Annotated in this window: 15 protein-coding genes and 1 riboswitch; of the genes, 7 read left to right on the forward strand and 8 right to left on the reverse strand. The window is 43.8% G+C overall.

Annotated features, from left to right (window positions below):
- Nucleotides 1–215: 215 nt before the first annotated feature.
- The 6 genes from DXD68_RS09195 to DXD68_RS09225 form a co-directional block, all read right to left on the reverse strand.
- The gene (locus DXD68_RS09195; RefSeq protein WP_122361350.1) at nt 216–1,268 is read right to left on the reverse strand and encodes a winged helix DNA-binding domain-containing protein; all 1,053 of its coding nucleotides are present in this window, start codon (nt 1,266–1,268) and stop codon (nt 216–218) included.
- A 281-nt stretch (nt 1,269–1,549) separates the two neighbouring features.
- Complete coding sequence (locus DXD68_RS09205; RefSeq protein ID WP_122361352.1) at nt 1,550–3,604, reverse strand: alpha-L-fucosidase; 2,055 nt, start codon at nt 3,602–3,604, stop codon at nt 1,550–1,552.
- A 26-nt stretch (nt 3,605–3,630) separates the two neighbouring features.
- Nucleotides 3,631–5,091, reverse strand: a complete 1,461-nt coding sequence (locus DXD68_RS09210; protein ID WP_122361353.1) for a TolB family protein — start codon at nt 5,089–5,091, stop codon at nt 3,631–3,633.
- Nucleotides 5,088–6,848 carry a DUF6057 family protein gene (locus DXD68_RS09215; RefSeq protein ID WP_122361457.1) on the reverse strand — a complete coding sequence of 587 codons (1,761 nt, stop codon included), beginning with the start codon at nt 6,846–6,848 and terminating at the stop codon, nt 5,088–5,090. The genes DXD68_RS09210 and DXD68_RS09215 overlap by 4 nt, the downstream gene beginning before the upstream one ends.
- A gap of 86 nt (nt 6,849–6,934) precedes the next feature.
- Nucleotides 6,935–8,788: a RagB/SusD family nutrient uptake outer membrane protein gene (locus DXD68_RS09220; protein WP_122361354.1), complete on the reverse strand. Its 1,854-nt coding sequence runs from the start codon at nt 8,786–8,788 to the stop codon at nt 6,935–6,937.
- A 15-nt stretch (nt 8,789–8,803) separates the two neighbouring features.
- Nucleotides 8,804–12,085 (reverse strand): SusC/RagA family TonB-linked outer membrane protein, encoded by a 3,282-nt coding sequence (locus DXD68_RS09225; protein WP_122361458.1) that lies wholly within the window; start codon nt 12,083–12,085, stop codon nt 8,804–8,806.
- A 558-nt stretch (nt 12,086–12,643) separates the two neighbouring features.
- Nucleotides 12,644–12,770: riboswitch (FMN riboswitch) on the forward strand.
- Nucleotides 12,771–12,889: 119 nt separating this feature from the next.
- On the opposite strand from DXD68_RS09225, the gene ribB reads away from it, so the two are divergent.
- Nucleotides 12,890–13,519 (forward strand): 3,4-dihydroxy-2-butanone-4-phosphate synthase, encoded by a 630-nt coding sequence (ribB, locus tag DXD68_RS09230; RefSeq protein WP_122361355.1) that lies wholly within the window; start codon nt 12,890–12,892, stop codon nt 13,517–13,519.
- Between the two features lie 141 nt (nt 13,520–13,660).
- Nucleotides 13,661–15,094 (forward strand): aspartate ammonia-lyase, encoded by a 1,434-nt coding sequence (locus DXD68_RS09235; protein ID WP_122361356.1) that lies wholly within the window; start codon nt 13,661–13,663, stop codon nt 15,092–15,094.
- A 103-nt stretch (nt 15,095–15,197) separates the two neighbouring features.
- On the opposite strand, the gene DXD68_RS09240 is transcribed toward DXD68_RS09235, so the two are convergent.
- Entirely contained in the window at nt 15,198–15,530 is a 333-nt protein-coding gene (locus DXD68_RS09240; RefSeq protein WP_122361357.1) for a DMT family transporter, read from the reverse strand.
- Between the two features lie 159 nt (nt 15,531–15,689).
- Between DXD68_RS09240 and DXD68_RS09245 the strand changes: the two genes are divergently transcribed.
- The 5 genes from DXD68_RS09245 (at nt 15,690) to uxaC (ending at nt 21,315) form a co-directional block, all read left to right on the forward strand.
- Nucleotides 15,690–16,643 carry a nitrilase family protein gene (locus DXD68_RS09245; RefSeq protein ID WP_122361459.1) on the forward strand — a complete coding sequence of 318 codons (954 nt, stop codon included), beginning with the start codon at nt 15,690–15,692 and terminating at the stop codon, nt 16,641–16,643.
- 11 nt (nt 16,644–16,654) lie between these two features.
- Nucleotides 16,655–17,842 (forward strand): DUF418 domain-containing protein, encoded by a 1,188-nt coding sequence (locus tag DXD68_RS09250; protein ID WP_122361358.1) that lies wholly within the window; start codon nt 16,655–16,657, stop codon nt 17,840–17,842.
- Nucleotides 17,843–18,143: 301 nt separating this feature from the next.
- Complete coding sequence (locus DXD68_RS09255; protein ID WP_122361359.1) at nt 18,144–19,187, forward strand: sugar kinase; 1,044 nt, start codon at nt 18,144–18,146, stop codon at nt 19,185–19,187.
- Between the two features lie 52 nt (nt 19,188–19,239).
- The gene (locus DXD68_RS09260; RefSeq protein WP_122361360.1) at nt 19,240–19,908 is read left to right on the forward strand and encodes a bifunctional 4-hydroxy-2-oxoglutarate aldolase/2-dehydro-3-deoxy-phosphogluconate aldolase; all 669 of its coding nucleotides are present in this window, start codon (nt 19,240–19,242) and stop codon (nt 19,906–19,908) included.
- A 3-nt stretch (nt 19,909–19,911) separates the two neighbouring features.
- Nucleotides 19,912–21,315: a glucuronate isomerase gene (uxaC, locus tag DXD68_RS09265; protein WP_122361361.1), complete on the forward strand. Its 1,404-nt coding sequence runs from the start codon at nt 19,912–19,914 to the stop codon at nt 21,313–21,315.
- A gap of 88 nt (nt 21,316–21,403) precedes the next feature.
- On the opposite strand, the gene DXD68_RS09270 is transcribed toward uxaC, so the two are convergent.
- Entirely contained in the window at nt 21,404–24,997 is a 3,594-nt protein-coding gene (locus tag DXD68_RS09270; protein WP_122361362.1) for a tetratricopeptide repeat protein, read from the reverse strand.
- Nucleotides 24,998–25,040 lie beyond the last annotated feature (43 nt).

A 25,040-nucleotide genomic window follows, 5' to 3' on the forward strand; every position in this document is an offset into this window, starting at 1 on the left:
TGACAATATGAATATCAATAGCCAAACTCATCAGAAAGCTATAGTGACACCGGTGGAGGCAAAACATTTGCGAGTAGGCAGGGAATAGAGAACGGGTGCCTACTCATTGACGAATCGGTGCCTACCCGTTAGAAAAACATGCCGACCTTTTTCGAGAAACACTTACGTTTTCAGAAGAAAATACTTACGTCTTTTTTTATATCCCAGCAGAGAAATCAAAGTTTCCCCCAATCTTTATATCTGCTTTCAGCCTTTTCAAGCAGCTTCTCATCCAACTCCGGACAGTCGACAAAGAAAGATGTCTCGCATTTCACTTCACCTTTCTTCATTACTTTTTTCCAGTTTCCGACAATCTTTCCGTTATATAGAATCACCGGATAGAAAGTACCGTAGTTGTTGAAAGCCTTTGGGTGATGTTCTTTGTCCATGGCTGCCGTACGGTCTTTATAGCTAATCAGATATTCATCGAAAGGAGGCAGAAAATGTAATACTTCACAGCCTTTAAATCGTTTATCCCAATTCTGATGGATAAATAGCTCCTGTGAAGCGAATTTATCCTTTATCAATTCCGAATCGATAAGTCCGATTGCCTGGCGTGCTTCCGTCGCCGACAATCCCGACCACCAGATAAAATCATTCAGGCTGGCTGGTGAATGACTACTGAAGTATCTTCTTGCCAATAAAGCAATCGACTCTTCCCTGGGTAACTCTTTAGCCATAGGAGCACGTTCCGCCAGCAAAGCATAGGTTGCTTTCCCTCCTTTATCCGCCCCACTACAAACAATGGCTTCCTGTTCAGCCCGTGTCAGCAAATATCCTATACATTCAGCATCAGAGATAATACCGGAATTGACCATCTCTTCTCCTAACTCCTGTTTTGTCAGATGGTTATTCCCTGCCAATATCTTTATAAAATGATCATTCGCTCTTGAATAAAGTTCTTCCGATATATTTATCCCGTTTCCTTTGGCAAAGGTATTGCAGGCAGTTATAATCCTTCGCGAAGACAACTTCAACATCCAGCGGATATCTTCAGACGCGACCATATGCCAGGTCGGACGCATCACATGGGTACGAAGGATCTCTCCTTTCTGAAACGCATCCTCTACAGTCTTTAACGAACCGGATTTCAGCCGGACACCCAATGCCCATCTGACCATCCGATAGTCTTGCGCCTGAACAGCTCCCATCCAGGTAACCAATTCCTTTGGATCCTTAAACTCAGGTTTTATCAGTTGCTGGCTCCGCAAACGAATGTTTGTTATCATGTTCAGCTGTGTTTCGTGAAATTATACTTATCACGTAAGGTTTGTTGCTCTTCTACGTTTAAGGAAGTAAAATAAGCTTTCCATCCCGGGCAGAAATTAATATGCCAACGCCAAAAGCGTCCTATCAAAGATTTAGGACTTCTTTCATACTTCGCCCGCAAAGGGCATTTGTTACAATGATGATTCATAATAAGTTATTTTTATAGACTTGTACAAAGATATAAAAAAACAGCAAGCGCCTTCACAGGTACTTGCTGTCACCATCAATTATGTTGAATACTCTAGTCTTCCGTAATGACGGAAAACTCAGCAATCCCAACACGTTTAGCATTATCCACTATTCGTGTCGCCTTAAAAACCAAATTCTGACCTCTTACCGGCTCAAAACGTATTTCCTGTTCGATCGGGTTATGCTTTATATTGGAAAATTCTCCGGAAGCAACCACTTTTCCGTCCACCAGTAACTGATAATCAGAGATATGTCCATTAGCATCACGTCCCTGATTGGGGGTATAGACAAATCCTTTTATAACATGAGGGTCTCTCAGTTTTATGACCAATTCATTTTTACCTTCAGGCAAATAACAGGTCGAGTAGCCGTTCCCGTCAAAAAGTAAAGCCGTATGATCATCCGTGGGATTCAACACGTTGTAATCTGAGGCAGGAAGATCGAAATAACGTATCCCGACAGGTCCTGTTTTACCGGATTGGGGATCATAGGTTACAGCCTTGACCGTTCCTTTTTTATCCAGGATAAACGGAGCTTTATATTTCGCAGACTGAACAGTAGGTTCCGATCCGTCCGTCGTATAATGCATATCAACCCCTTCACTCTCCACACGAATGGAAACCTCATTTTGGGCATTCCGTACAATCATTGGCTGCTCCAGTAGCGGAGGAGCCAGAAATGCCTCCACATTATTAATGCACAACGGCCCTTTCGCCTCGGTGAAACTGATACGTAACGCATCTGCTTCCGTTGTCTTGAAACGAACAATCCGTTTGTAACCTATCGTTGACAACGTATCTGTAGTCTCTACCGGCTGCCACTTTCCATCCTTTTCCACATCCAGTGTAAAAGAACAGACACGTTGCCCCAACGGGATATATTCCTGAATCAATACTCGATTCAACAAGGTTCCTGCCGGCAATGGGAATGTTAATGTACCCGTTGTTACGCCATCGGAGGTAGCCCAATAAGAATCCCAATTATCATCCGTTGTATTTGTAGATCTATAAGCACTGCCACGTTCCTCACTGGCTTTAGCTCTAATTCCTTCCAACAAATTTTTGTTCAGCTCAGCCTTTATCGCATGAGACCAGTCAACCGCACGTGCCGAGTCCACCGAATGAATCTGTCCATTCAAAGCCACGGGAAAATTCAACAGGAAATTGGCGTTATGACCTACACTCCGGTAATAGAGGTCCACCAAATTCGGTACAGTACGAACCTGATGGTCTTCCCGATGATGATAGAACCATCCCGGACGAATCGACACATCACATTCTCCCGGAAGCCATTGGTTACCATCCTTCATACCCCATTGATTCTGTGTATAATGAGTTTCTTTTTCCAATGAATAAGGAGCCCAGTTCGTTTCGCCTGCCCAACCAGACTCGTTGCCGATCCAACGGATATCAGGCACCGTACCGCCGAATATCATTGCGCCCGGATGTTTCGCCTTAATCATCTGCCGAGCAATCTCATACCCGTAATATTCTTTCGGATTAATAGAACGGCTTTCGTCGGCACCACCATACCAGCCATTACCGCCATTCGCTCCGTCAAACCAAAACTCGAACAAAGGACCGTAATTAGAGATCAATTCATTGATCTGCTCATGATAAGTTTTTTGATAACCTTCTTGTCCATACTCCGCATTGTGGCGATCCCAGGGCGAGAGGTAAAGTCCGAACTTCAGACCATACTTTTTGCAAGCATCCGATAATTCGCGCACCATATCTCCTTTTCCTTCTTTATAAGGAGAATGAGAGATATTATAATCGACTGTTTTAGTCGGCCATAAACAAAAACCGTCATGATGTTTAGCTGTCAGGATCACGCCTTTCAGACCTGCCGCCTGAATGACACGCACCCATTGTTCACAATCGAGGTCAGTCGGATCGAATGTTTCGGCAGGCGTATTTCCATATCCCCATTCCAGGTCATTGAAAGTATTCAGCCCGAAATGTACAAAAGCATAATTTTCCATTTTCTGCCATTCGATCTGTTCCGGTGTCGGAACAGGTAGAACCGGAGCAGGAGGAGCCACTTCCTGACAAGCCAGAAGCGAACAAGCGCATAGGCCGAGAATCAGCATGTTTTTCATTTCCATATTATCCTGTTTTAATCGTTTCTTAGTTATTTCCCCATAAAAGAGACTTTACAATTCTTACCTTCTTTGATTCGGGAATCCAATCGGTACATGTCCATTTTCACTTTCCCTTTGACAAATTCCGGAATATTATACGACTTGGTAAGGAATGTATAATAATCGGCAGATTCCTGTGGCAAAAGGAACGGTTTCGAAAGAATACCGCCCTCATCCACATGGGCTATAAAAGGGCGTGTATACAAACCATCCAACCGGCGACTGCTGAACACGACCCATTTACTGTTGGACGACCAGGAATGGTAGCTGTCCGTATCCGGACTGTTCACATCCTCCGTCGGGACTTGTCTGCCCGTGTCCAGGTCAAACATGCAAAGATCCGCATCCTTATGCCAAATCGGAAATGTTCCGTAAGAAGTAGTCGTACAAAGCAGATACTTTCCATCCGGTGAAACACGCGGGAACAAAATACTCCGTTGCTCCGTTTCCGCCTGATAAACCGTATCGACCGCAGATCCGAATGTTCCCCTTTTCGGATCGAACGAGATACGGCAAAGACTGTAACGGAGTTCTTTCAATCCTTCCGGTACCCGGACAGCCGGAGCTGAACAAAAATAAAGAGATTTCCCGTCCGGCGAAAAAGTCGGGAATGTCTCAAAACAATTCTTCGAGAATAAAAACCCGGCTGTCAGAACGGTCCGTTTCTCCACATCGTAAACAACCACATCGGAAGCTTTGTCGTAGACCTCTGTACGGTGGACCGGATGCGTATCCTGCGTCGTATTATTCACAGAAAAAGCGACATATTTCCCCGACGGGTGCCAGGACGGATAAACCAACGCTGATATCGTATTTTCAGTTTTCGTATCCAATGTCTCTATTTTCTCACCGTCGACTAACACCGTACACCCATATTTAGCACGAATATGGAGCAACATCTTATCCGGATCCTGATTACAGAACGAATGGCAATTCATACAATTGCTATCCGTCAAACGGTTTTCCAAAATAGGATCTTGTTCAAAAGAACACAGTTCCCGCTGATAGATACCCATACTTCCCCACAACTGATAACCCGGATCGATCAGGCGATAAGCGATATAAGGATCGATCGGGTCTGCCGATACGTATATATGGAAAGTACGAAAAGCTTTCCATTTCCCCGCATCTTCCACCAAGACAGAGATATCTACCTGTTTTCCTTTACCCACAGCCAGCAGCTTCTTCCACTTCGCATCGGGTATAGAAAGTGATCCGTTCGACGTATAGACAGAAAACAAACATCCTTCCGTCTGAAAAACCGTACAAACCTTCCCGTATCCCCGGACAGAAAAATTCAGCGGAGCTATTGTCGCAGGGATTGTCACCCCCACATAATCCGGATAAATATCCGGCAATTCATCGATCTGAACGGAAACGACAGGCGGCCGATCAGGAGAACATCCCCCTGATAACAATATAGCAAACAGAAAATATAACAATTGTTTCATTTATCCATTGTATTAAACATATAATAAAACCAGTAAGTCTTTCCAAACTCGGGAGCCAGTACTACTGCCGGGTTCTGTCCGAAACGGGTTCCCTCTTTTACTTTCTGCATAAAAGCCAGCGCCTGATTCCTTACTTTTACACTCACTCCATGTTCCAACCAGAAGCGCGGATCGTCAGGACGACAAATCACCACAGCCTCCTGCTGGCTGTCAGTCATTTCAGGCCACGCAGGAGTCCTGAAAAGAGATTCCTGCAAAACCATATATGTACCAATATCTTTATTCAGTAACAGGAATGATGTCAGATATTGTAAACCACTTTTATTATCCGGACAAGCCGGCACAAGATGTGTCAACGTACTGACCGGATCTGTATATAATTCAGGAATAGCAGCCTCAGCCTTCCAACAACGACGCTTTAACCCTAAAACAGGATCTTGTTCTACCGCCTGGTCGTTCTGCAGAAAACGACGGTAAGAAGAAGCCCACTCTTTATAATACCAGGTATTTTCGAGCAGTCGGATATATTTTTCCGCTACCGGATAAGCTCCTGTTATAATATTTGTTTCCACCAATCTCTTCAACATCCGTGGATTACCAGAAGGGCGAGAACTGACCAACGCCTCAAAAGCAAATTTCTGGGAAGTACTGATAATCCCCATACAATAATACAGATCACTATGTAATTCAGCCGTAAACACCGACTGATCCCAACGTAACATCAATGTCTCTATCCCTCCCTGCGGATAATCGAATAATCGTTCCGATAATTGTCCCGTCTGCGCCAGTGCCAAATTCAAATTACACATACGCCTTTTTGACAAAACTGTTTGGTCAAAACCGGATATGATCTTACCCCATTGCCCGGTACGGACATAATAGTCTTGCTGAAACTGGTCGAGAGCATCTATTTTTCCGAAATGGATGATACTTTCATAACCTAATAAAAAAATAATCGCCCATTGAAAACCTTCCCACCAACATTTCCCTTTAAAAGATACGGGAGAGTGATACTTTTTCAAAAAAGCAGCCAATAACATGGCTGCCGGAAGAGCATACCAGGAATAACAAATCTGTGAATTATGGACCTGCGGATTATAGTAAGCATCCGGAAAAAAAGCCATTGAGATATTCGTACTATACCCTAAATAGCAACCTCCAACAGCAGAAAGAACGGCTACCGGCAGGTAAATGATACAAATATATTTCTTTGTTCCATTGGTCAGAAACTCTAAAAGGAGAGCGGAAACAGCAAATAAATGAGTAATCGGTCCGGCGATCAGATAAAGGAGAGGTATTATACATAGACCGTAAACAAGTCGGATACGAGGGGATAAGTTTACATATATCCATAAAAAAAGTAACAAAAACAAATAAGCTATCGTTCCCTGTTCCAAATAGTCGTAGTCAAGGTGCATGATCAGCAAAGAGAGCCAGGGAAGAAAGAAAACAACAGGCAAATCATTCCGAATACTTATTTTTTTCAGAATCAATGAAGAGACTATAGCGACCAAAGTCAAAAGAAAGGCTGTAATAACGGGACCTATCCCTATAATAATATAAAACTGTGAAAGAAATTCCGAGAGATAAAGAGCCACACCGCCAGCTTGCTTCCATGTTGCAGCAGCATACTGACCCGTAAACTGAAACATTTGAAATTGTTCCTTAAAAGGATACAGGAAACGGAATACATAAAATAAGACTATAACTTGCAAAAAGAACAAGATAAATCCGGATGTCAGGTTCTTATATTTCATATCGGATAATTTCATAATAAGGAAATAATAAGAACAGGGGACAGATATGTTCCCATCCCCTGTTTTTATCAGTTAATAACTACCTGTTATTCCCAGCCCGGATTCTGCTTCAGAAGAGAACCGTAACTTGCAGATAATGTAATCTGGCTTGTCGGAACCGGATAATATAAACGCTTATCATTCGTAGTCCATTTACGACCTGCTTCGCTCAGACTTTTACCTGAATACATGCGGATATAAGTTTTACCATTATATTCGAGTAAATCACGAGCTGTTGCTCCTTCGAATACTTCAGGTTGATATAATTCTTTTACTTTATCCGTAACACGCATACCCAAATATGTTTTGGGATTTTCAAACAATTTCATCGCATTCCAACGCATAATATCGTCATAACGGAAACCTTCTAATGCCAACTCGATACGACGTTCACGACGAATTTCATACAACAGCGGAGTTATTGAATATCCGTAATCAACCGGATCCAAATCAGCAACCGGAGAGACAATCAGATGTTTCATATTAACACGGTCACGCAATTTATTGATCGTTTCATCTAAAACAGCTTGTGTACACTCGCTCAATTCACATTTTGCTTCAGCGTAAATCAACAGGATTTCTGCATAGCGGAAAACAAACCAATCATAAGAAGAAGTCTTAACAGCATCCTGCTGACTCTGACTTGCCGAAACCAGTTTAATAGGTGAATAGCCTGTAGATGTACCAGTCAATCCCGGTGCAGAATGAACAGTAGCCCCCGGCTCTTCAGAGCCACTGAATTCTTTCTTATCATTGATACCGGTATTTACCACACGCATACCATTACTTTTCACTGTATATGGACGGAACTTACTGTCTATAATCTGATACATACGAGGATCGCGATTTGTCATTTCATCATCCAGTGTTTCGTCACCTTTATACTCCTGACTATTTGCAATAGGTAAACCGTCCGTACAAAGGAACGATTCTGCAAAATCTTTAGAAAGGCCGGCACCTCCGCCACGAGCAAGATTGTGAGTCAATACATCGGCTTCAAAAACACGGGCCAAAATACATTCTTTATTGCTTGTTAAATCCTCCTGTGTAAACTGGTTGGCATAATACAAAGGATAATTGGCAAACGCAGATTGGTTTGCTCCGGCATCCGACCCTTGTACAATATCATAAAGTCCACTATCCATAACCTCTTTAGCGAGAGTTGCTGCTTTTTGCAATAACTCCTGAGAAGTAGGAGAAGTCGAAACATTATGATATTTTTTATATGTACCGTAATGCAAACAAACACGAGCCAAGAATGTACGGGCAGCATCCTTATGTAAAGCTCCTACCTCTGCCGCACTTTTCTCCGGCAGCCATTCGATTGCAAATTCCAAATCTTCGATAATTTTCCCCAATACCAAGTCACGGTCGTCACGGGCCTTATACAATTCATCGGTATCTGCAGTTGTCAAATCCTTATCATACCAGGGAACATCTCCAAATGTTTTAATCTTATCGAAATAGTCAAAAGCACGGAAAAAGCGGACTACGGCAACAACCGGATTCACTTCAGATTCAGAAGCATTTACCCGTTGATAACGAGTCATAAAATAGTTCAGGTTACGAATATTATTCCAGTACCATTTTGAATCGAAATTCGCTTCAGAAGGTATAACCCATTCATTAAACAGCCACTGGTCGGGAGAAGCGGTTAAACGGTTGTCACATCTTTCATCAAGAGTCGTTAAATCATCCAGATTTTCAGTTCCGTCTGACCTTAATCCCTTTCCTGTCAAATTCATGTAAAAGCCTTTGGCATAATTTTCCAGGTCACTTACCGTATTCCAATAGCTATTATCAGTAATACTGTCTTTAGGATTGAGATCCGTCACGTCACAAGCCGTAAATCCTCCCAATAATCCAAGACTTAATCCTAATAAAATATATTTAGTTTTCATTGTCTTCTCTTGTTTTTACAGTGTTAAATTTAATCCAATTGCAACTTTTCTGTTAATCGGGTATGTCAAACCACCCAAAGTCTCAGGGTCGAATGCATCATTCAGCGGAGTGATAGTCAGCAAGTTCTCTCCTGTTACATATAACCTCAGACGAGAAATACCCCATTTGGCTGTCAGATTCTTCGGGATTGTATAACCTACCGTCAAATTCTTCAAACGTCCATAAGCTGCACTTTGCAAATAACGATCGCTTGTCACCCTGTTACCGCCATTTTGCCATCCCGGTCTTGGGAAATAAGCGTTCGTATTCGTCTCAGTCCAATAATCCAAAGCCGGAGTATACGGAACATCCCATTGGCTGGTGAAACCCCAGAACTGAGCGCCACTCAGCATGTAATCACGCTTTCCTGTTCCTTGCCAGAACATTTCAAAATCAAAATTCTTATAATCAAACCCGACAGTAAGCCCAAACTGATAACGAGGTGTTTTATTACCTATAATACTCTTATCACCGGGATTATAGATTGTTTCCTCACCTTTTGTTATTTTACCATCACCATCCAAATCTTCGTATTTTACATCACCGGCACCCCATTTACCTGCATAAAGCTCACTTTGGTCTGCTGCAGCTGCTTCAGCATCCGATTGGAAAAGACCATTTGAATGATACCCCCAGATTTCACCGATCTTCTGTCCTACATAATACTTTCCATCATTATCGCTCTGTGAATAGAAACCAGCATCATTTCCAGCATACTTGGTAATTGTTGCCTGATAGTCAGATAAAACACCTTTTACCCAATAAGAGAGTCCGTTTTCTAACCGGTCGTTCCATCCTAAAGAAAGTTCCCATCCAATCGTCTTCATATCAGCAGAATTGCTTTTAGGAACACTCGCTCCCAGCGTTGCGGGTAAAGTTGCTCCTGCTACCAACATATCTTTCGTATTACGACGGTACCAGTCAAATGATCCGGTCAAACGATTACTTAAAAATGAAGCATCAAAACCAAAGTCCATTTGAGTAACAGTCTCCCAGGTAAAATCAGAAGCAACAAGCCCCGGAGCTTTTACAATAACGGGTTTGGAACCGTTGATCAAATAATTATAAGATGAATTTGTTCCATAAGTTGCTAAATATGGGAAATTACCCAAATCACCCATAACCTGATTTCCTAAAGAACCGTAGGATCCACGAATCTTCATGTCATTCCACCAACCTTTCAACGGTTGCCAGAAGTTTTCTTCTGAAATACGCCATGCAGCAGAAACAGATGGAAAGAAAGCATAACGATGATCTTTAGCAAACTTGGATGAACCGTCATAACGTCCGTTTACTTCAAGCAGATAACGTTGTTTATAGTTGTAGTTAAGACGGAAGAAGAAACCATTAATAGCCCAATAGGTATCTTCGGAAGACATACTCTGTTCACCTGTAGCCAAATCCAAGTCAGGAATGTCTTCAACAATCAGGTTTGTGCGTTTAGCATTATATTTTTTGTTAGACTTTTTCTCCTGGTTATAACCTGCCATAATTTTGAAATTATGCGTATTATCCAAGAATGATTTGGTATATTCTGCAAATGCGTTGAAAGCATAGTAATAATCTTCATTGGTCGTATAATTGGCATAACTCGGCTTTGTCCAACCATAAAGGGCTTCAGTTCCGGCAACTGCTGTATAATCAGTAAATGTCCGCTGAACCTCTGAAGAATTCTTGCTATATATATTATATGTATAATCAGCATTAATAACCAACCCTTCTAACGGGGTAAGCTTCACGGCACCAGTTAACCATATATCGTTGACTTTATATTTCGTATAGCCTCCTAAATCTCCGACAGCAGCTGGATTCGTGTTTCCGTTTTGTCCGGAGTAGTTATTAACACCCTCATCTTCATAAACATAATCGCCTGAAGTCTGGATACCTAAACCGGAATCATTAATAGCAGCCGCACCAGGACTGTAAACCAGCCTGCCGGTATGCCCGAAACGTACAGGCATCAACGGGCTTAAGTCATTTTTCAACATACCACCATAAGCATCAATTCCCGCCGTAGAGTTAGTAATAGGGTGATCCTCCGTAGAATAGTTATCTGTGATTTTAGCACTTACCTGCAGCCATTTTGTCAATTGTGAAGAAAGATTCAATGTGGCATTAAATTTCTTGTAATTATCATCAGCAGTCTTCAAAATACCATTCTGGTCTGCAAAACCAACAGAACCATAATATGTGGTTTTTGAATCTCCGCCACTGATATTAACGTTGTATTGTTGTGAAAAGCTTGTTTTGTACAACTCATTAAACCAGTCTGTGTTACCACAATAAAGCCATCTACTTTGATTTTGCGATTGATCGAAATATTCCGGATATTTGTAAGAACCGTTCATATAAGCCTTTACATAATCCAACTGTCCCGGAGTGATCAAAGAACTCATTCCACTATTTGCAGCTGCAATATCTCTCATTTCCAGATAATCCAGAGAGTTAATATTATGCATCCTCAATGCCGGACTTTGCCAATAACCGCTTGCAGATACGGAAATCTGAGGCTTTTGTTCACTTTTACCTTTCTTTGTCGTAATCAGGATAACGCCATAAGCAGCACGAGCGCCATAGATAGCGGCAGATGCAGCATCCTTTAAAACAGAAATAGAGGCAATATCATCCGGATTAACAAGGTTAGCATCCATTTGAACATTATCTACCAACACCAGTGGACTACCGCCATTAATAGAGTTATTACCACGAATATTAAAATCGGAACTACTTCCCGGAGCCCCTCCTTTACTCATCGTTACATTCAAGTTGGGTACAACCCCCTGCAGCCCTTGTCCCACATTCGTAATAGGACGGTTTTCCAAAACATCGCCTGCAACCTGCGCTACAGCACCAGTCAAATTCTCTTTTTTCTGTGTGCCGTATCCTACGACAACCACTTCTTCCAAAGCTTGTGAGTCTTCCTTTAGTTTTACAGAGACTGAAGGTTGTCCTGTATACGCAATTTCCTGTGTTGCATATCCGATGTATGAAATCTGGATAACATCTCCTTTCTTTACATCTTCCAGTACAACCTTACCATCCATGTCGGTCACATTTCCGTTGGTTGTTCCTTTAATAATAACTGAAGCTCCGACCACAGGGCCGAATGAATCCTCTACCACACATGTGACCTTCCCATTTTGTTGGGCCAGACTTACTGACGGTCTCTCCGGCGTTATATCCGCAGAAACTCCTACGGGAACAGTTAAAGCTCCCGCCAGTAGCATTAGACTTACTAATTTAGTTTTTTTCAACATAAAGTTATAATTTAAAGAATACATCTTTTATAAAAAGGGCGTCAGTCCTGCGTATGATCACTTATATTCATTCTCATACTATGAAATTTGGCGTACTTTTTATTCTCATTTGCTTGTTGTTTTTTATCTAGTTCTGAAAGAACTCTGTTTAGTCGAGACAAATATATTAAAATATTCACTTAAACATGATTTAATTATATAAAAATATGGTGACATGGTTCAATTTTAACAAATGGAATAGGTGTATGTGCAGAATGTTCTAAAAATAAATCAAGAAATTGATATCATACCTTACAATTTATAAGCTCAATGAAATAAAACAGGAACCCTGTATACAAATACACCGATGCAAGGACAGAGTTCTTTCAGAACTAGAGATATTTTCACAATGCTTCTCATTCCACACAAACATCAACATTCAAGGGGACCATGTAAGTATCAGCAAAATAGCTTCGGCAAAATATTCTTCCATACTCAAATCGATATTTAAATCAGAATTCAAACTTTTTTAACCGTTTCATATTCGCACATTTCCTAATTCTTGCTACTTTTGTGGTGAGTATTCTTCGGGGCAGGGCGTAATTCCCTACCGGCGGTGACAGTCCGCGACTCCTCTGTGTTACAGGGGACTGATCTGGTGTAATTCCGGAACCGACAGTTAAAGTCTGGATGAGAGAAGAAGCATTATCTACCATATAATATATACCGGCATATTCATATATGCGGGAGTGCGTTATATATAATACTTTCCAGCCCTGTTGTAATGCCCTATTATAAACAATTATTTTAATACAGGGTTTGAAAATGAAAACTATTAAAGATTTCGGCGTTGACTACAAAGAACGTGTAGAAAAAGCAATCAGTTATTTACAAGCAGGCAAGGGTATCTTACTTGTCGATGATGAAGACAGGGAAAATGAAGGTGACATTATTTACTCTGCAGAAAAAATGACAGTAAAAGATATGGCATTAATGATCCGCGAATGCAGCGGCATCGTCTGTCTTTGTCTGACACCTGAAAAATGCGACTCGCTCGGATTGCATCAGATGGTAAAAGACAACACAAGTAAGAATCAGACCGCATTCACCATTTCGATAGAAGCCAAAGAAGGAGTCACCACCGGTGTCTCGGCAGCTGACAGAATACAAACGATCAAAACAGCCATTGCTCCCAATGCCAAACCGGAAGACTTGTCACACCCGGGACATGTTTTCCCTCTACAAGCCCAAAAGAACGGAGTACTGGAGAGAAGAGGACATACAGAAGGTAGTGTCGACCTGGTCAAACTGGCCGGATTAGGCGATACGGCTGTTTTATGCGAACTCACCAACGAGGATGGTACAATGGCCCGACTACCTGAAATCATCCGCTTCGCCACACAGCATGACATGACGGTTGTTTCGGTAGACGATATATGCAGATATAGAAAATAATATCATTTTATCACAAAACACATAAATGACACTTACCAAAAATAAAATGATTGACATTTTTTAAATACATCAAAACATTTTTTGATTTCAAAATGACATTCCATATCTTTGTTGCGTAAACAAAAAACAACAGCATTGGACATGAATACTGAATTTACAGGCAAAACCCGCACCGAGAGTGATCTGATCGGCGCACGGGAAATACCCGCCGAAGCATTATACGGCGTACAGACACTCAGAGGGATCGAGAATTTTTCCATCAGCAAATTCCACCTCAACGAATATCCGTTATTTATCAACGGACTGGCGATCACCAAAATGGCAGCTGCCGAGGCTAACTATGCCTTGGGACTGCTAACTGACGAACAATACCGCGCCATCATGCAGGCTTGCCGCGAAATATTGGACGGACAACACCATGAGCAATTCCCGGTCGACATGATCCAGGGAGGTGCCGGTACGACCACCAACATGAACGCCAACGAAGTCATTGCCAACCGTGCCCTTGAAATCATGGGACATCAGCGGGGAGAATACACCTACTGCTCACCCAACGATCATGTGAACCGTTCGCAATCGACCAACGATGCCTATCCGACAGCCATCCACCTGGGTATGTATGCTATGCATCTGCAGTTACTTCCTTATTTGGAAGCACTGATCGCTTCTTTCCGCAAAAAAGGAGAAGAATTTGCCCATATCATCAAAATGGGACGTACTCAACTGGAAGATGCCGTTCCAATGACTTTGGGACAGACATTCAACGGTTTTGCCAGCATCCTGCAGGATGAGATCGCTCACCTGGATCATGCAGCGAACGATTTCCTGACTGTCAATATGGGAGCGACGGCCATCGGTACAGGTATTTGTGCAGAACCGGGATATGCTGAAAAATGCATCGAAGCCCTGCGTCAAATCACCGGATGGGATATCAAACTGTCAGCCGACCTGGTCGGTGCAACTTCCGATACCTCCTGCCTGGTAGGCTATGCCGCTGCCATGAAACGTGTAGCTGTCAAAATAAATAAGATATGTAACGACCTTCGTCTGCTGGCAAGCGGTCCGCGCTGCGGGCTGGGTGAGTTCAATCTGCCGGCTATGCAACCGGGTTCTTCCATCATGCCGGGCAAGGTGAATCCGGTTATCCCGGAAGTTATGAACCAGATCGCTTACAAGGTGATCGGCAACGAACTTTGTGTGACAATGGCGGGCGAAGCTGCCCAAATGGAACTGAATGCGATGGAGCCGGTTATGGCACAATGCTGTTTCGAGTCAGCCGAATTGCTTATGAACGGCTTTGAAACACTACGTACCCTTTGTGTGGAAGGTATCGTTGCCAATGCCGAACATTGTATCGACGAAGTGCATCACAGCATCGGCGTAGTGACAGCCTTAAATCCTGTTATCGGTTATAAAAATTCCACTAAAATAGCCAAAGAAGCATTGGAAACAGGTAAAAGCGTGTACCAACTGGTACTGGATCACGGCATCCTGACAAAAGAACAACTGGATACGATTTTAAGTCCGGAGAATATGATCCATCCGGTAAAGCTGGACATTCATCCTGCCAAATAAACAACCGCATCTATTTGCTATAACCTGAAAAAAGAGAACCTGAACCCTGAAAGTTTGAAAAAACGATCAGGGTTCAGACATTATCAGCCCAAACAACATATCCTCAATGAGAAACCGACTTTGAAAACAGATTAATGATTATAACCCCTGCAATGATCAGTCCTAATCCGGTAATAGCAGGCCAATCCAGTGATTGCTTAAACAAAACCAATCCGATAAGGGATATTAAAACAACTCCGGCTCCCGACCAAATAGCATAGGCTATTCCGACAGGAAGCGTCTTGAGCGTCAACCCTAGAAAATAAAAAGCACAAACATACGAAACCACCGTTATAACCGACGGCAACAACTTTGTAAACTGATCGGAGGCTTTCAGTCCGCTCGTTCCTACCACTTCCAGCACAATTGCCAGAAACAAAAAAACAAATTGTTTCATAACCTAATATTTCTATTTTGCAGGGCAAAATTAGCTGGTCAAAACCGGATAAAAATTATCATATGATAAATTCAACGACAAAAAATAATCACATGAGCAAAGGTACTCTTCAAAAATTCAATACTTTTGCAATTCGATCATCAATTCAATCATAAGACCATGAATCCATTAAAAATTGCAACAGCCCAGTTTGAAACCTATGACAATAACAAAGCGGCTAACCTATCTTCCATACGAGACATCTGCCTGAAAGCTTCTGCCGAAGGAGCAGACGTTGTCGCCTTTCATGAATGTTCCGTTTGCGGGTATACATTCGCCAAAGAACTGTCGCGCGAAGAATTACTCGCCATTGCCGAACCCATTCCGTCCGGAGAAAGTACACAGGCATTGATCAGCATTGCCAGGGAAACTCATGTGACTATACTTGCCGGTTTCTTCGAACGCGATGAATCCGACCGTATCTATAAAGCACATATCTGTGTCGATAAAGACGGTTTAAAAGCTAAATACAGAAAACTCCATCCGTTCATCAACCCTAATATCTTACCGGGAGACCGATATGTCGTATTCGACATCCACGGCTGGAAATGCGGTATATTAATATGCTACGACAATAACATCGTAGAGAATGTAAGGGCTACAGCCCTGCTTGGGGCAGATATTATATTCATGCCCCATGTAACCATGTGCACACCTTCCCCGCGCCCCGGAGCCGGGTTGGTCGATCCTTCCCTATGGGAAAACAGGGAAAATGACCCGACCTCGTTGCGACAGGAATTCGACGGTTTGAAAGGTAGAACATGGCTGATGAAATGGCTTCCGGCACGTGCCTACGATAATGCCATATATGCAGTCTTTTCAAATCCGATAGGAAAGGACTACAACGAGATCAAGAACGGTTGTTCCATGATAATAGATCCATTCGGCGACATAATAGCCGAATGCCGGAAGTTAGGTAATGATTATGCCATTGCCACGATCATACCGGAAAAGCTGGAACAAGCAGGAGGATACCGCTACAGAAATGCACGCCGCCCCGAACTCTATGCCGATATTATCGGACAACCGCATAAATCAGAACAAAAAGTAGCTTGGTTAAACGCAAAATCATAAAATAATATAGTATGCAACAAACAACCCTTACTAAAATTCCACGTATCGAAGTGGTAGACGCTCTGCGCGGTTTCGCTGTGCTGGCAATTATTCTCGTTCATAACCTGGAACATTTCATTTTTCCGGTTTATCCCGATCCCGCCAGTCAACCGGAGTGGCTGAATATTCTGGACGAAGGCGTATTCAGCATCATCTTCTCTCTTTTTGCAGGAAAAGCCTATGCCATCTTTTCCCTGTTATTCGGTTTCACATTTTACATTCAATACACTAACCAATTAAGAAAAGGAAAAGACTTCGGGTACCGTTTCCTCTGGCGTTTACTTCTGCTGGCAGGTTTCGCGACACTAAACGCTGCCTTTTTCCCGGCGGGTGATGTGTTATTGTTATTCTGCGTTGTAGGATTATTCCTTTTCCTCGTTCGCAAATGGAATGACAAAGCCGTATTGATCGCAGCAGTAATCCTGCTACTGCAACCTGTCGAATGGTTCCATTACATCGCCAGCCTGTTCAATCCGGAATATACCTTACCCAACCTGGGCGTAGGTGCCATGTATAATGAAGTGGCCGAATATACCAAAGAAGGAAATTTCTGGAATTTCATCTGGGGCAATGTAACGCTGGGGCAGAAGGCAAGTTTGTTCTGGGCAATCGGCGCCGGACGTTTCCTGCAAACAGCCGGACTGTTTATGTTGGGATTACTGATCGGCAGAAAACAACTGTTTGTCACTTCCGACAACAATACCCGTTTCTGGGTAAAAGCACTCATCATTTCTGCCATCCTGTTCTGCCCGCTTTACCAGCTGAAAGTAATGCTTTATGACAACAGCGATGCCGTTATGATAAAACAAACGGTAGGTGTCATCCTCGATATGTGGCAGAAATTTGCTTTCACAGCCGTATTGGTTGCCTCTTTTGTACTGCTCTATCAGAAAGAATCATTCAAGAAACTCACAGCAGGATTACGCTTTTACGGTAAGATGAGTTTGACAAACTATATCTCTCAATCTATCTTGGGAGCTATTATCTATTTTCCTTTTGGATTATACCTGGCTCCTTATTGCGGATACACCGTCAGCCTGTTGATCGGCTTCGTACTGTTCTTGTTGCAGGTAAGTTTCTGTAAATGGTGGCTGAAAGGCCATAAACAAGGACCTCTGGAAGGCCTCTGGCACAAGCTAACCTGGATCAATTCCAAATAGCAGGGCAAATCTGGTTTAAAACGAGCGATATTTCGTTTTAAACGGGGGTAAAGTCCGTTTTAAACCAGATTTTACTCGTTTTAAACGAAGTTGAGGCTCGTTTTAAACGGAATAATGCCCCTTAACACAGCATACAAGTATTTACATGCTTCTCTACGGTCTTCTGAAATAAATTAGCGACTGACAAAAGAATCAAGCCATCGCCTTTTTTATTCCATTTTGTGCAAATGTTTTCGCACACACTTAGTAGGATATTAAATATAATCTACTACTTTTGCACTGGAATATAAAAGTTTATGCCATGGATAAAAAAGTAATCACCTTTGGAGAGATAATGCTTAGACTGGCCACACCAGACTATCTCCGTTTTAGTCAGAGTAATCAATTGAATGCCACCTTTGGCGGCGGCGAAGCGAATGTTGCCGTATCCTTAGCCAATTATGGCATCCCAACAGAGTTTGTCACCCGTTTACCGAAAAACGATATTGCACGCGCTTGTGTAATGGATTTGCGCAAATATGGTGTAGGCACTTCGAACATTGTTTATGGGGGTGACCGCCTGGGTATCTATTTCCTGGAAACAGGAGCCGTAGCACGTGCCAGCAAGGTTGTCTACGATCGTGCACATTCTTCTATTGCTGAAATACAGCCGGGAATGATCAACTGGGAAGAAGTATTGAAAGATGCTTCCTGGTTCCACTGGACGGGTATCACGCCGGCAATCTCACAAGGTGCTGCCGATGCTTGTCTGGAAGCAATACAGGCTGCCAACAAACTGGGTGTACCTGTATCCTGCGATATCAATTACCGTAAAAATTTATGGAAGTACGGAAAAACAGCTTCCGAAATAATGCCGGCACTGGTTGCCGGATGCGACGTTATCCTGGGTAATGAAGAGGATGCGGAAAAAGTGTTCGGTATCAAACCGGAAGGATTTGACGTGGCACAGACAGCCGGTGAAGTAAATGCTGCTGAATTTGAATCGGTATGTACACAGTTGATGGCTAAATTCCCGCGCGCAAAGAAAGTGATCATCACATTACGTGGTTCTATCAATGCCAACCATAATACGTGGGGGGGCGTTTTATATGCTGACGGTAAATTGTACCAGTCACGCCGTTACGACATTACACATATCGTTGACCGTGTTGGCGGCGGCGACTCTTTCATGGGCGGTCTGATCTACGGTCTGCTTACTTATACGACGGACGACCAGAAAGCACTCGACTTCGCTGTTGCCGCTTCCTGCCTGAAACATACCATCTACGGTGATTTCAACCAGGTAACTGTCGACGAAGTGGAAAAACTGATGGAAGGGGACGGATCAGGACGCGTTTCAAGATAGTTGACAGTTGAAAATTGACAGTTGACAGTTAATATTTAAAGAATAAATAGTTATGGCTAGATTTAATAAACTACAGGTATTGAATGCGATGATCAGCACCGGCATGGTACCTGTTTACTATAATAAAGATGTAGAAACAGCCAAACAAGTACTGAAAGCTTGTTACGATGGCGGTGTCCGTGCATTCGAATTTACCAACCGTGGCGATTTCGCGCACGAAGTATTTGCCGAACTGGTAAAATATGCAGCAAAAGAATGTCCGGAAATGATCCTGGGTATCGGTTCGATTGTCGATCCGGCTACTGCCGCTTTGTTCCTGCAACTGGGAGCGAACTTTGTAGTAGGCCCGTTGTTCAACCCGGAAATCGCGAAAGTATGTAACCGCCGTCTGGTTCCTTATACACCGGGATGCGGATCTGTTTCCGAGATCGGTTTTGCCCAGGAAGTAGGATGCGACCTGTGCAAAGTATTCCCTGCCGGAAATGTGGGTGGACCTTCTTTCGTAAAGAATATGAAAGCACCGATGCCCTGGTCGCTGATCATGGCTACCGGAGCTGTAGAGCCGACGGAAGAAAACCTGTCAGGCTGGTTCAAGGCCGGTGTAACCTGCGTAGGTATGGGTTCGAAGCTATTCCCGAAAGAGGCGATTGCAGCCAAAGACTGGAAAGCGATCACCGACCTTTGTATCAATGCGCTGGAAATTATCAAAAAATACCGTTAAGCTATGAGACCATTTCTTGATTCAGATTTCCTGCTACAGACGGAGACAGCACAGAAGCTGTATCATGAACATGCAGAGAAAATGCCGATCATTGACTACCACTGTCATCTGATCCCGCAACAAATAGCCGACAATTATCAATTTGCCGACCTGACAGAGATTTGGCTGGGCGGAGACCATTACAAATGGCGTGCCATGCGTGCAAATGGTGTTCCCGAAGAATATATCACCGGTAATAAACCGGCTTACGAGAAATTCCAAAAATGGGCGGATACGTTACAGCATGCGATGCGTAATCCGCTTTACCACTGGACTCACCTGGAACTGAGCCGTATATTCGGTGTCGACAAGGTATTGAATCCTTCTACTGCACGAGAAATATACGACGAATGTACCGCCAAACTGCAAACACCCGAATTTCGCGCGCAAGCCATCATGGAACGCATGAATGTAGAGGTTGTTTGTACGACAGACGATCCGATAGATTCGCTGGAATATCATAAAGCCATCCGTAACACCCCGTTGAAGACCAAAGTGCTTCCAACCTGGCGTCCGGACAAGGCTATGGCGATCGACAATACAGCTGCCTACAACGAATATCTGGGCAAGCTGGAAGCGGCATCCGACTTGGCGATCCTTTCTTTCAAGGATTTGCTGGGTGCTTTACAGAAACGTCATGATTATTTTGCTGCCGAAGGTTGCCGCGTATCCGACCACGGTCTGACTACGTTCTACGCAGCCCCTTATACGAATGCCGAGATTGAAGCGATCTTCATGAAAGCACGTATGAACAAGTCTTTGACAGCTGAAGAAGTAGATAAATTCCGTTCTGCCATCCTGTATGAACTGGCTGTTATGGATGCGAAAACCGACTGGGTACAACAGTTCCACATCGGTCCGACACGTAATAACAATGCCCGCATGTTCAAATTGTTAGGTCCGGACACGGGATACGATGCCATCGACGATGCACCGGTTGCCGTTCCGATGATCCGTTTCCTAAGCCGCCTGGAAGAAGAAGGCATGTTGGCAAAGTCTATTTTCTACAACCTGAATCCGAAGGACAGCGCGGTTATGATGACTACAGCTTACAGCTTCAACGACGGTTCGCTGCCTGGCAAGATGCAATATGGTGCCGGCTGGTGGTTCCTCGATCAGATACACGGTATGGAAGCGCAAATGAATACGCTTTCCGACCTGGGGCTGTTGAGCCGTTTTGTCGGAATGCTGACCGACTCACGCAGCTTCCTGTCTTATCCTCGTCACGAATATTTCCGCCGCATCCTTTGCAACATGTTGGGTAAGGAGGTGGAAAACGGTGAACTGCCTGTTTCTGAAATGCCTTTCATCGGTAAGATGGTAGAGAATATCAGTTACAAAAACGCAAAACAATATTTCGGATTTTAACCGTTTGGTAGTTTTTAGCAAATAAAAAAGGTGTATCTCATAGCATGGCTATTCTGATACACCTTTTCTTTTTATCGATTCTACCGGTTTATTTTTTCCGGTTTCTCGCTGCCGCCTCTTTCGCCTTCCGAGCTTCACGGCGAGCCTTTTCTTTCGCTTTCAGTGTCTCCTTATATGCTTTTTCTTTCAGCTTACGCTCTTTTTCCTTTTGTTTGAGCGTCTCCTTATACTGGCGTTCTTTCTGCTTGCGCAGTTCTTCGCGGGCTTTCAGCTTGGCTTTGCGGTCGGCTTCTGCCTGTTTCTGCTTGTTCTTACGATCCTGCTCCAGTTGCTTTTCGCGATCGGCTTTCGCTTTCAGAAGAGCCTTTTCTTCTTCTTCCTGTTTCTTCAACAGTTCGGCACGTTCTTTCTCTTTCTGCTCCTGCAATTCTTTTTCAGCTTTCTGCTGAGCTTCAAATTCCTTGCGGGCCTCTTCCTTACGAGCTTCTTCTTCCTTAGCCTCACGCTTGCGGATAGCTTCTATTTCTTTTAAAGTAAGTTCTTTCCGCTCTTCCGGAGCTTGAACCGCAGGGACAGTATCCTGAGAAGAAGATATAATTGTCGTATCAGGTACAGAAGGCTGTACGGATACAGTATCGACCGGAATCTCTAGGGCCGGAACAGGGACAGAGACAACCGTATCCGGTACGATGGTTTCCGGAATAACAGTATCTTTTACAGCAGGCTGTTCAACGGTTTTCTCCTTTTCTTCCGCCGGAGTTTCTTTCTTACGTACCGACTTGATTTCTTTTGACGGAGTTTCACTTTCCGGCTTTTCTGCTTCTTCCGACGGTTCTTCATCCGGAGATTCCGTATCGGTTTCGTCCTGCATACGGTTCTTCCAACGGGCTGCCAGTTCCGGTGCTTTTTCGCCGAAGTTCTCTGCAAAGAAGTTGATATATTCTTCCAGTGTCTTACCGCGCATCAACGTTTCGTAGTTGTCTTCGGATATCGGAAGGATAGCGACATTCTTATCCAACGCCTGCGCATAGCCGTCCTTACCATAAATCATCTTATAATATTGCAGAATCTCTTCGATACCTGTGAATCCGCTGATGTTCAGCATGGACATCGGACCGGCTTCTTCAAAGGCGAGATCGAACTCCTTCACCATAAAGTTAGCGAAGTTATAAGCTGCCACAGCAAACAACAACTGATTCTTATCTACCGTTCCGGTCGGATACATCAGGATCATGCGATACGGAGTATTCGGCTCAGCAGTAAACGTACGGGCAGAATCGGCGGCAGACAAACTACCGTCTTCACCCAGACCGAAACGCAGGTTCCAGGTCATACCAGTTACATTGCCTTGCATCAAGGTACGGCCACGAAGGATTCCCTTCAGCATTTCACCGGCCAGCTCCGTCACATCGGCTGTAGGATATTTCTCCACCAAAGCCTTCAATGCAGTCTTGAAACCTTCTGCATCACCCGCCTGTACGTAAGTCAACGCATCCAGGAACATAAACTTAGGCATCAAAGTTGCCAACGGATATTTGGCACTGACATCGCGGAAATTCCGGCGTACGCTAACCGTATCGCTTGCCAGATAACTATTATAAGTCGCTTCGTAGATAGAATCCTGCACGGAATCCATCCTGCGTATATTATATTCATAATTCGGATCGGAAATGGCAATCGTATAATCCTCGTTCGGGAAAGCATTGATCATCTTTGTCTTGTATTCAGAAGCCAAAGCCGTGTTCCCCGTGCGGAGAGCCATCAGATACACCTGATAATAGCTGTCCAGGCGATGTGAGTTATCCGGGAAACGACGTTCCAACTCTTCGAATGCCTCGATAGACAACGGCAGATCTTCCAGTTTATCTTTATAGATCATAGCCATATTATACAATCCATCCTCGATAATGATATTCGAAGCGTCCACATCTTCCTTTGTAAAAGGCAACTGCTGCAAATAATACTCGCGTGACTTCGGATCGTCGGCAGCCACACCCGGCAAACCGGCTTCCAAAGAATCAGTAGGCAAAGGTTGCCCGTCAGGACCAACAGCGCCAGTTGCTCCCTCAGCCATTTCTCCTTCTTCCAAAGGTTCCTCGTTGAAGGTCGACATTTCTTTTTTCCGTCTCCGCCAGTTATCTTCCAACGCACGGCGTCCCCACTTACGCTGGAACTGTGCCTTACCCTGCGATACGGTCGAAGGATTATAGAAGTAGAAAGCTGTCCCACCCGATGAAGTCGGAAGAACAATCCCTCCCGTTTCTGTTCCCGGACGGTTTATTCCGGAGCCTTTAGCCTCCTGGTCAGCCAGGTAAGCCTCTTTTTCCGCCAGAGCTTTCGCCTCTTCTTCCTCTTTTTTTACCTGTTCGATGATTTTGTCGATGACAGCCAGGCGTTCCGCTTCCGGCATCTTTGCCAACGTCTGCAAACTATCCTGCAAATGAACGGCTTCGACATGCACGACCAGTTCGTCCAAAACGGCAGAGAGCTTCGAGACACGCTTAAAATCTTTATACTCTTTCTGGATACCGGACAAAGCACCGCTAAAACAGGGCTGTGCTTTCACATAATCACGCATGGTAAAATAGATATCCCCCAGCTTGATCTGACAAATCGCTTTCTCCAGTCCGTTCTGCGTACTTTTCTCAATACCCAGTTCGTAATTTTTGATCGCATTTGCCGTATCTTCCCTGTTCAGGTAGACATTTCCCAACGCATAATAAACCTGGTCCAAATAGTCTTTATTCTTATCACTCTTCGCCATCCGGTTAAGCATCTTGACCACTTTCTGATAGTTCGCGCCTGAAAAGACTTCCGTCTGACGGATACGTGCAGCAAACTCCAGCTCGTAAGGAGGGCTTGCTTTTGCCACTTCATTGAACATCTTATAGGCCAGTCCCGGCTGATCCTGCTCAGCATAGATCTGCCCCAACAGATACTTCATGCGGGTACGCTGGAGCTTGTTTTTCTCCGATTTGATAGCAGTCTTAAAATAAGGGACAGCGTCATCATACTGCTTGCTTTTCACCAGATAATCGGCATAGACGGCTGCATACTGATTCAGATTCTTCCGGGGAATCCCATTGGTATTCAGCTTACTTAAAATATCTTCGGACTCATAGAACCAGCCCATCTCCGAATAACAGCGGGCCTGCCACAAACGGGCTTCGGCTACCACTTCTTCGTCTTGCACATAATGGCGGGCAATATAGGAAAAGGTAGCGGATGCCTGCAGGAAGTCGGCATTATAAAACTGCCCCTGCCCGATCAGCAGCCAGCATTTTTTCAAAAAAGGATTGTATTCTTCCTGTTCCTGAAGAGCACGTTGCTTGGGGTCGTTGCGCCAGCCCGGCTTCTTGGCTGGTTTGGCTTTAATGGAGTGAAGTTTGATGGCTTTGTTGCCTTTTTCGATAGCACGGTCGAAAGGACCGCCGGTCTCTTTCTTGTCTTTGGGTTGCGCACTGATCGGGTACATGTGGATCATTTCGGAATAGCTTTCCTTATATCCGGTCTGCATGGAGTTCAAAGCTTCGTCAAAAGAAGTCTTCCCGTTAAAATAGATATTATAACGGGATGTAAAAGAATGGTAGAACCGGCTTGCCTTGGTGTTTTTCTTCGTACTGCACGACCAAAGCAAGAGTACCACGAACAATGAAATTATATAGTAAAAACCTTTCTTCACGTATTATGTGTGCTCTTTATCATATAATAAACTGGAAAGAAAC

Origin of the sequence: Parabacteroides sp. TM07-1AC (genome assembly GCF_003480915.1) — a bacterium.
Classification (GTDB): domain Bacteria; phylum Bacteroidota; class Bacteroidia; order Bacteroidales; family Tannerellaceae; genus Parabacteroides; species Parabacteroides chongii.

Excerpts from the sequence above, each read along its gene's own strand:
- DXD68_RS09205 (WP_122361352.1), bottom strand. The coding sequence starts at position 3,604 with ATGGAAATGAAAAACATGCTGATTCTCGGCCTATGCGCTTGTTCGCTT.
- DXD68_RS09210 (WP_122361353.1), bottom strand. The coding sequence starts at position 5,091 with ATGAAACAATTGTTATATTTTCTGTTTGCTATATTGTTATCAGGGGGA.
- uxaC (WP_122361361.1), top strand. The coding sequence starts at position 19,912 with ATGAGACCATTTCTTGATTCAGATTTCCTGCTACAGACGGAGACAGCA.
- DXD68_RS09235 (WP_122361356.1), top strand. The coding sequence starts at position 13,661 with ATGAATACTGAATTTACAGGCAAAACCCGCACCGAGAGTGATCTGATC.
- DXD68_RS09220 (WP_122361354.1), bottom strand. The coding sequence starts at position 8,788 with ATGAAAACTAAATATATTTTATTAGGATTAAGTCTTGGATTATTGGGA.
- DXD68_RS09225 (WP_122361458.1), bottom strand. The coding sequence starts at position 12,085 with ATGTTGAAAAAAACTAAATTAGTAAGTCTAATGCTACTGGCGGGAGCT.
- DXD68_RS09215 (WP_122361457.1), bottom strand. The coding sequence starts at position 6,848 with ATGAAATATAAGAACCTGACATCCGGATTTATCTTGTTCTTTTTGCAA.
- DXD68_RS09260 (WP_122361360.1), top strand. The coding sequence starts at position 19,240 with ATGGCTAGATTTAATAAACTACAGGTATTGAATGCGATGATCAGCACC.
- DXD68_RS09195 (WP_122361350.1), bottom strand. The coding sequence starts at position 1,268 with ATGATAACAAACATTCGTTTGCGGAGCCAGCAACTGATAAAACCTGAG.
- DXD68_RS09255 (WP_122361359.1), top strand. The coding sequence starts at position 18,144 with ATGGATAAAAAAGTAATCACCTTTGGAGAGATAATGCTTAGACTGGCC.
- DXD68_RS09240 (WP_122361357.1), bottom strand. The coding sequence starts at position 15,530 with ATGAAACAATTTGTTTTTTTGTTTCTGGCAATTGTGCTGGAAGTGGTA.
- DXD68_RS09245 (WP_122361459.1), top strand. The coding sequence starts at position 15,690 with ATGAATCCATTAAAAATTGCAACAGCCCAGTTTGAAACCTATGACAAT.
- DXD68_RS09250 (WP_122361358.1), top strand. The coding sequence starts at position 16,655 with ATGCAACAAACAACCCTTACTAAAATTCCACGTATCGAAGTGGTAGAC.
- ribB (WP_122361355.1), top strand. The coding sequence starts at position 12,890 with ATGAAAACTATTAAAGATTTCGGCGTTGACTACAAAGAACGTGTAGAA.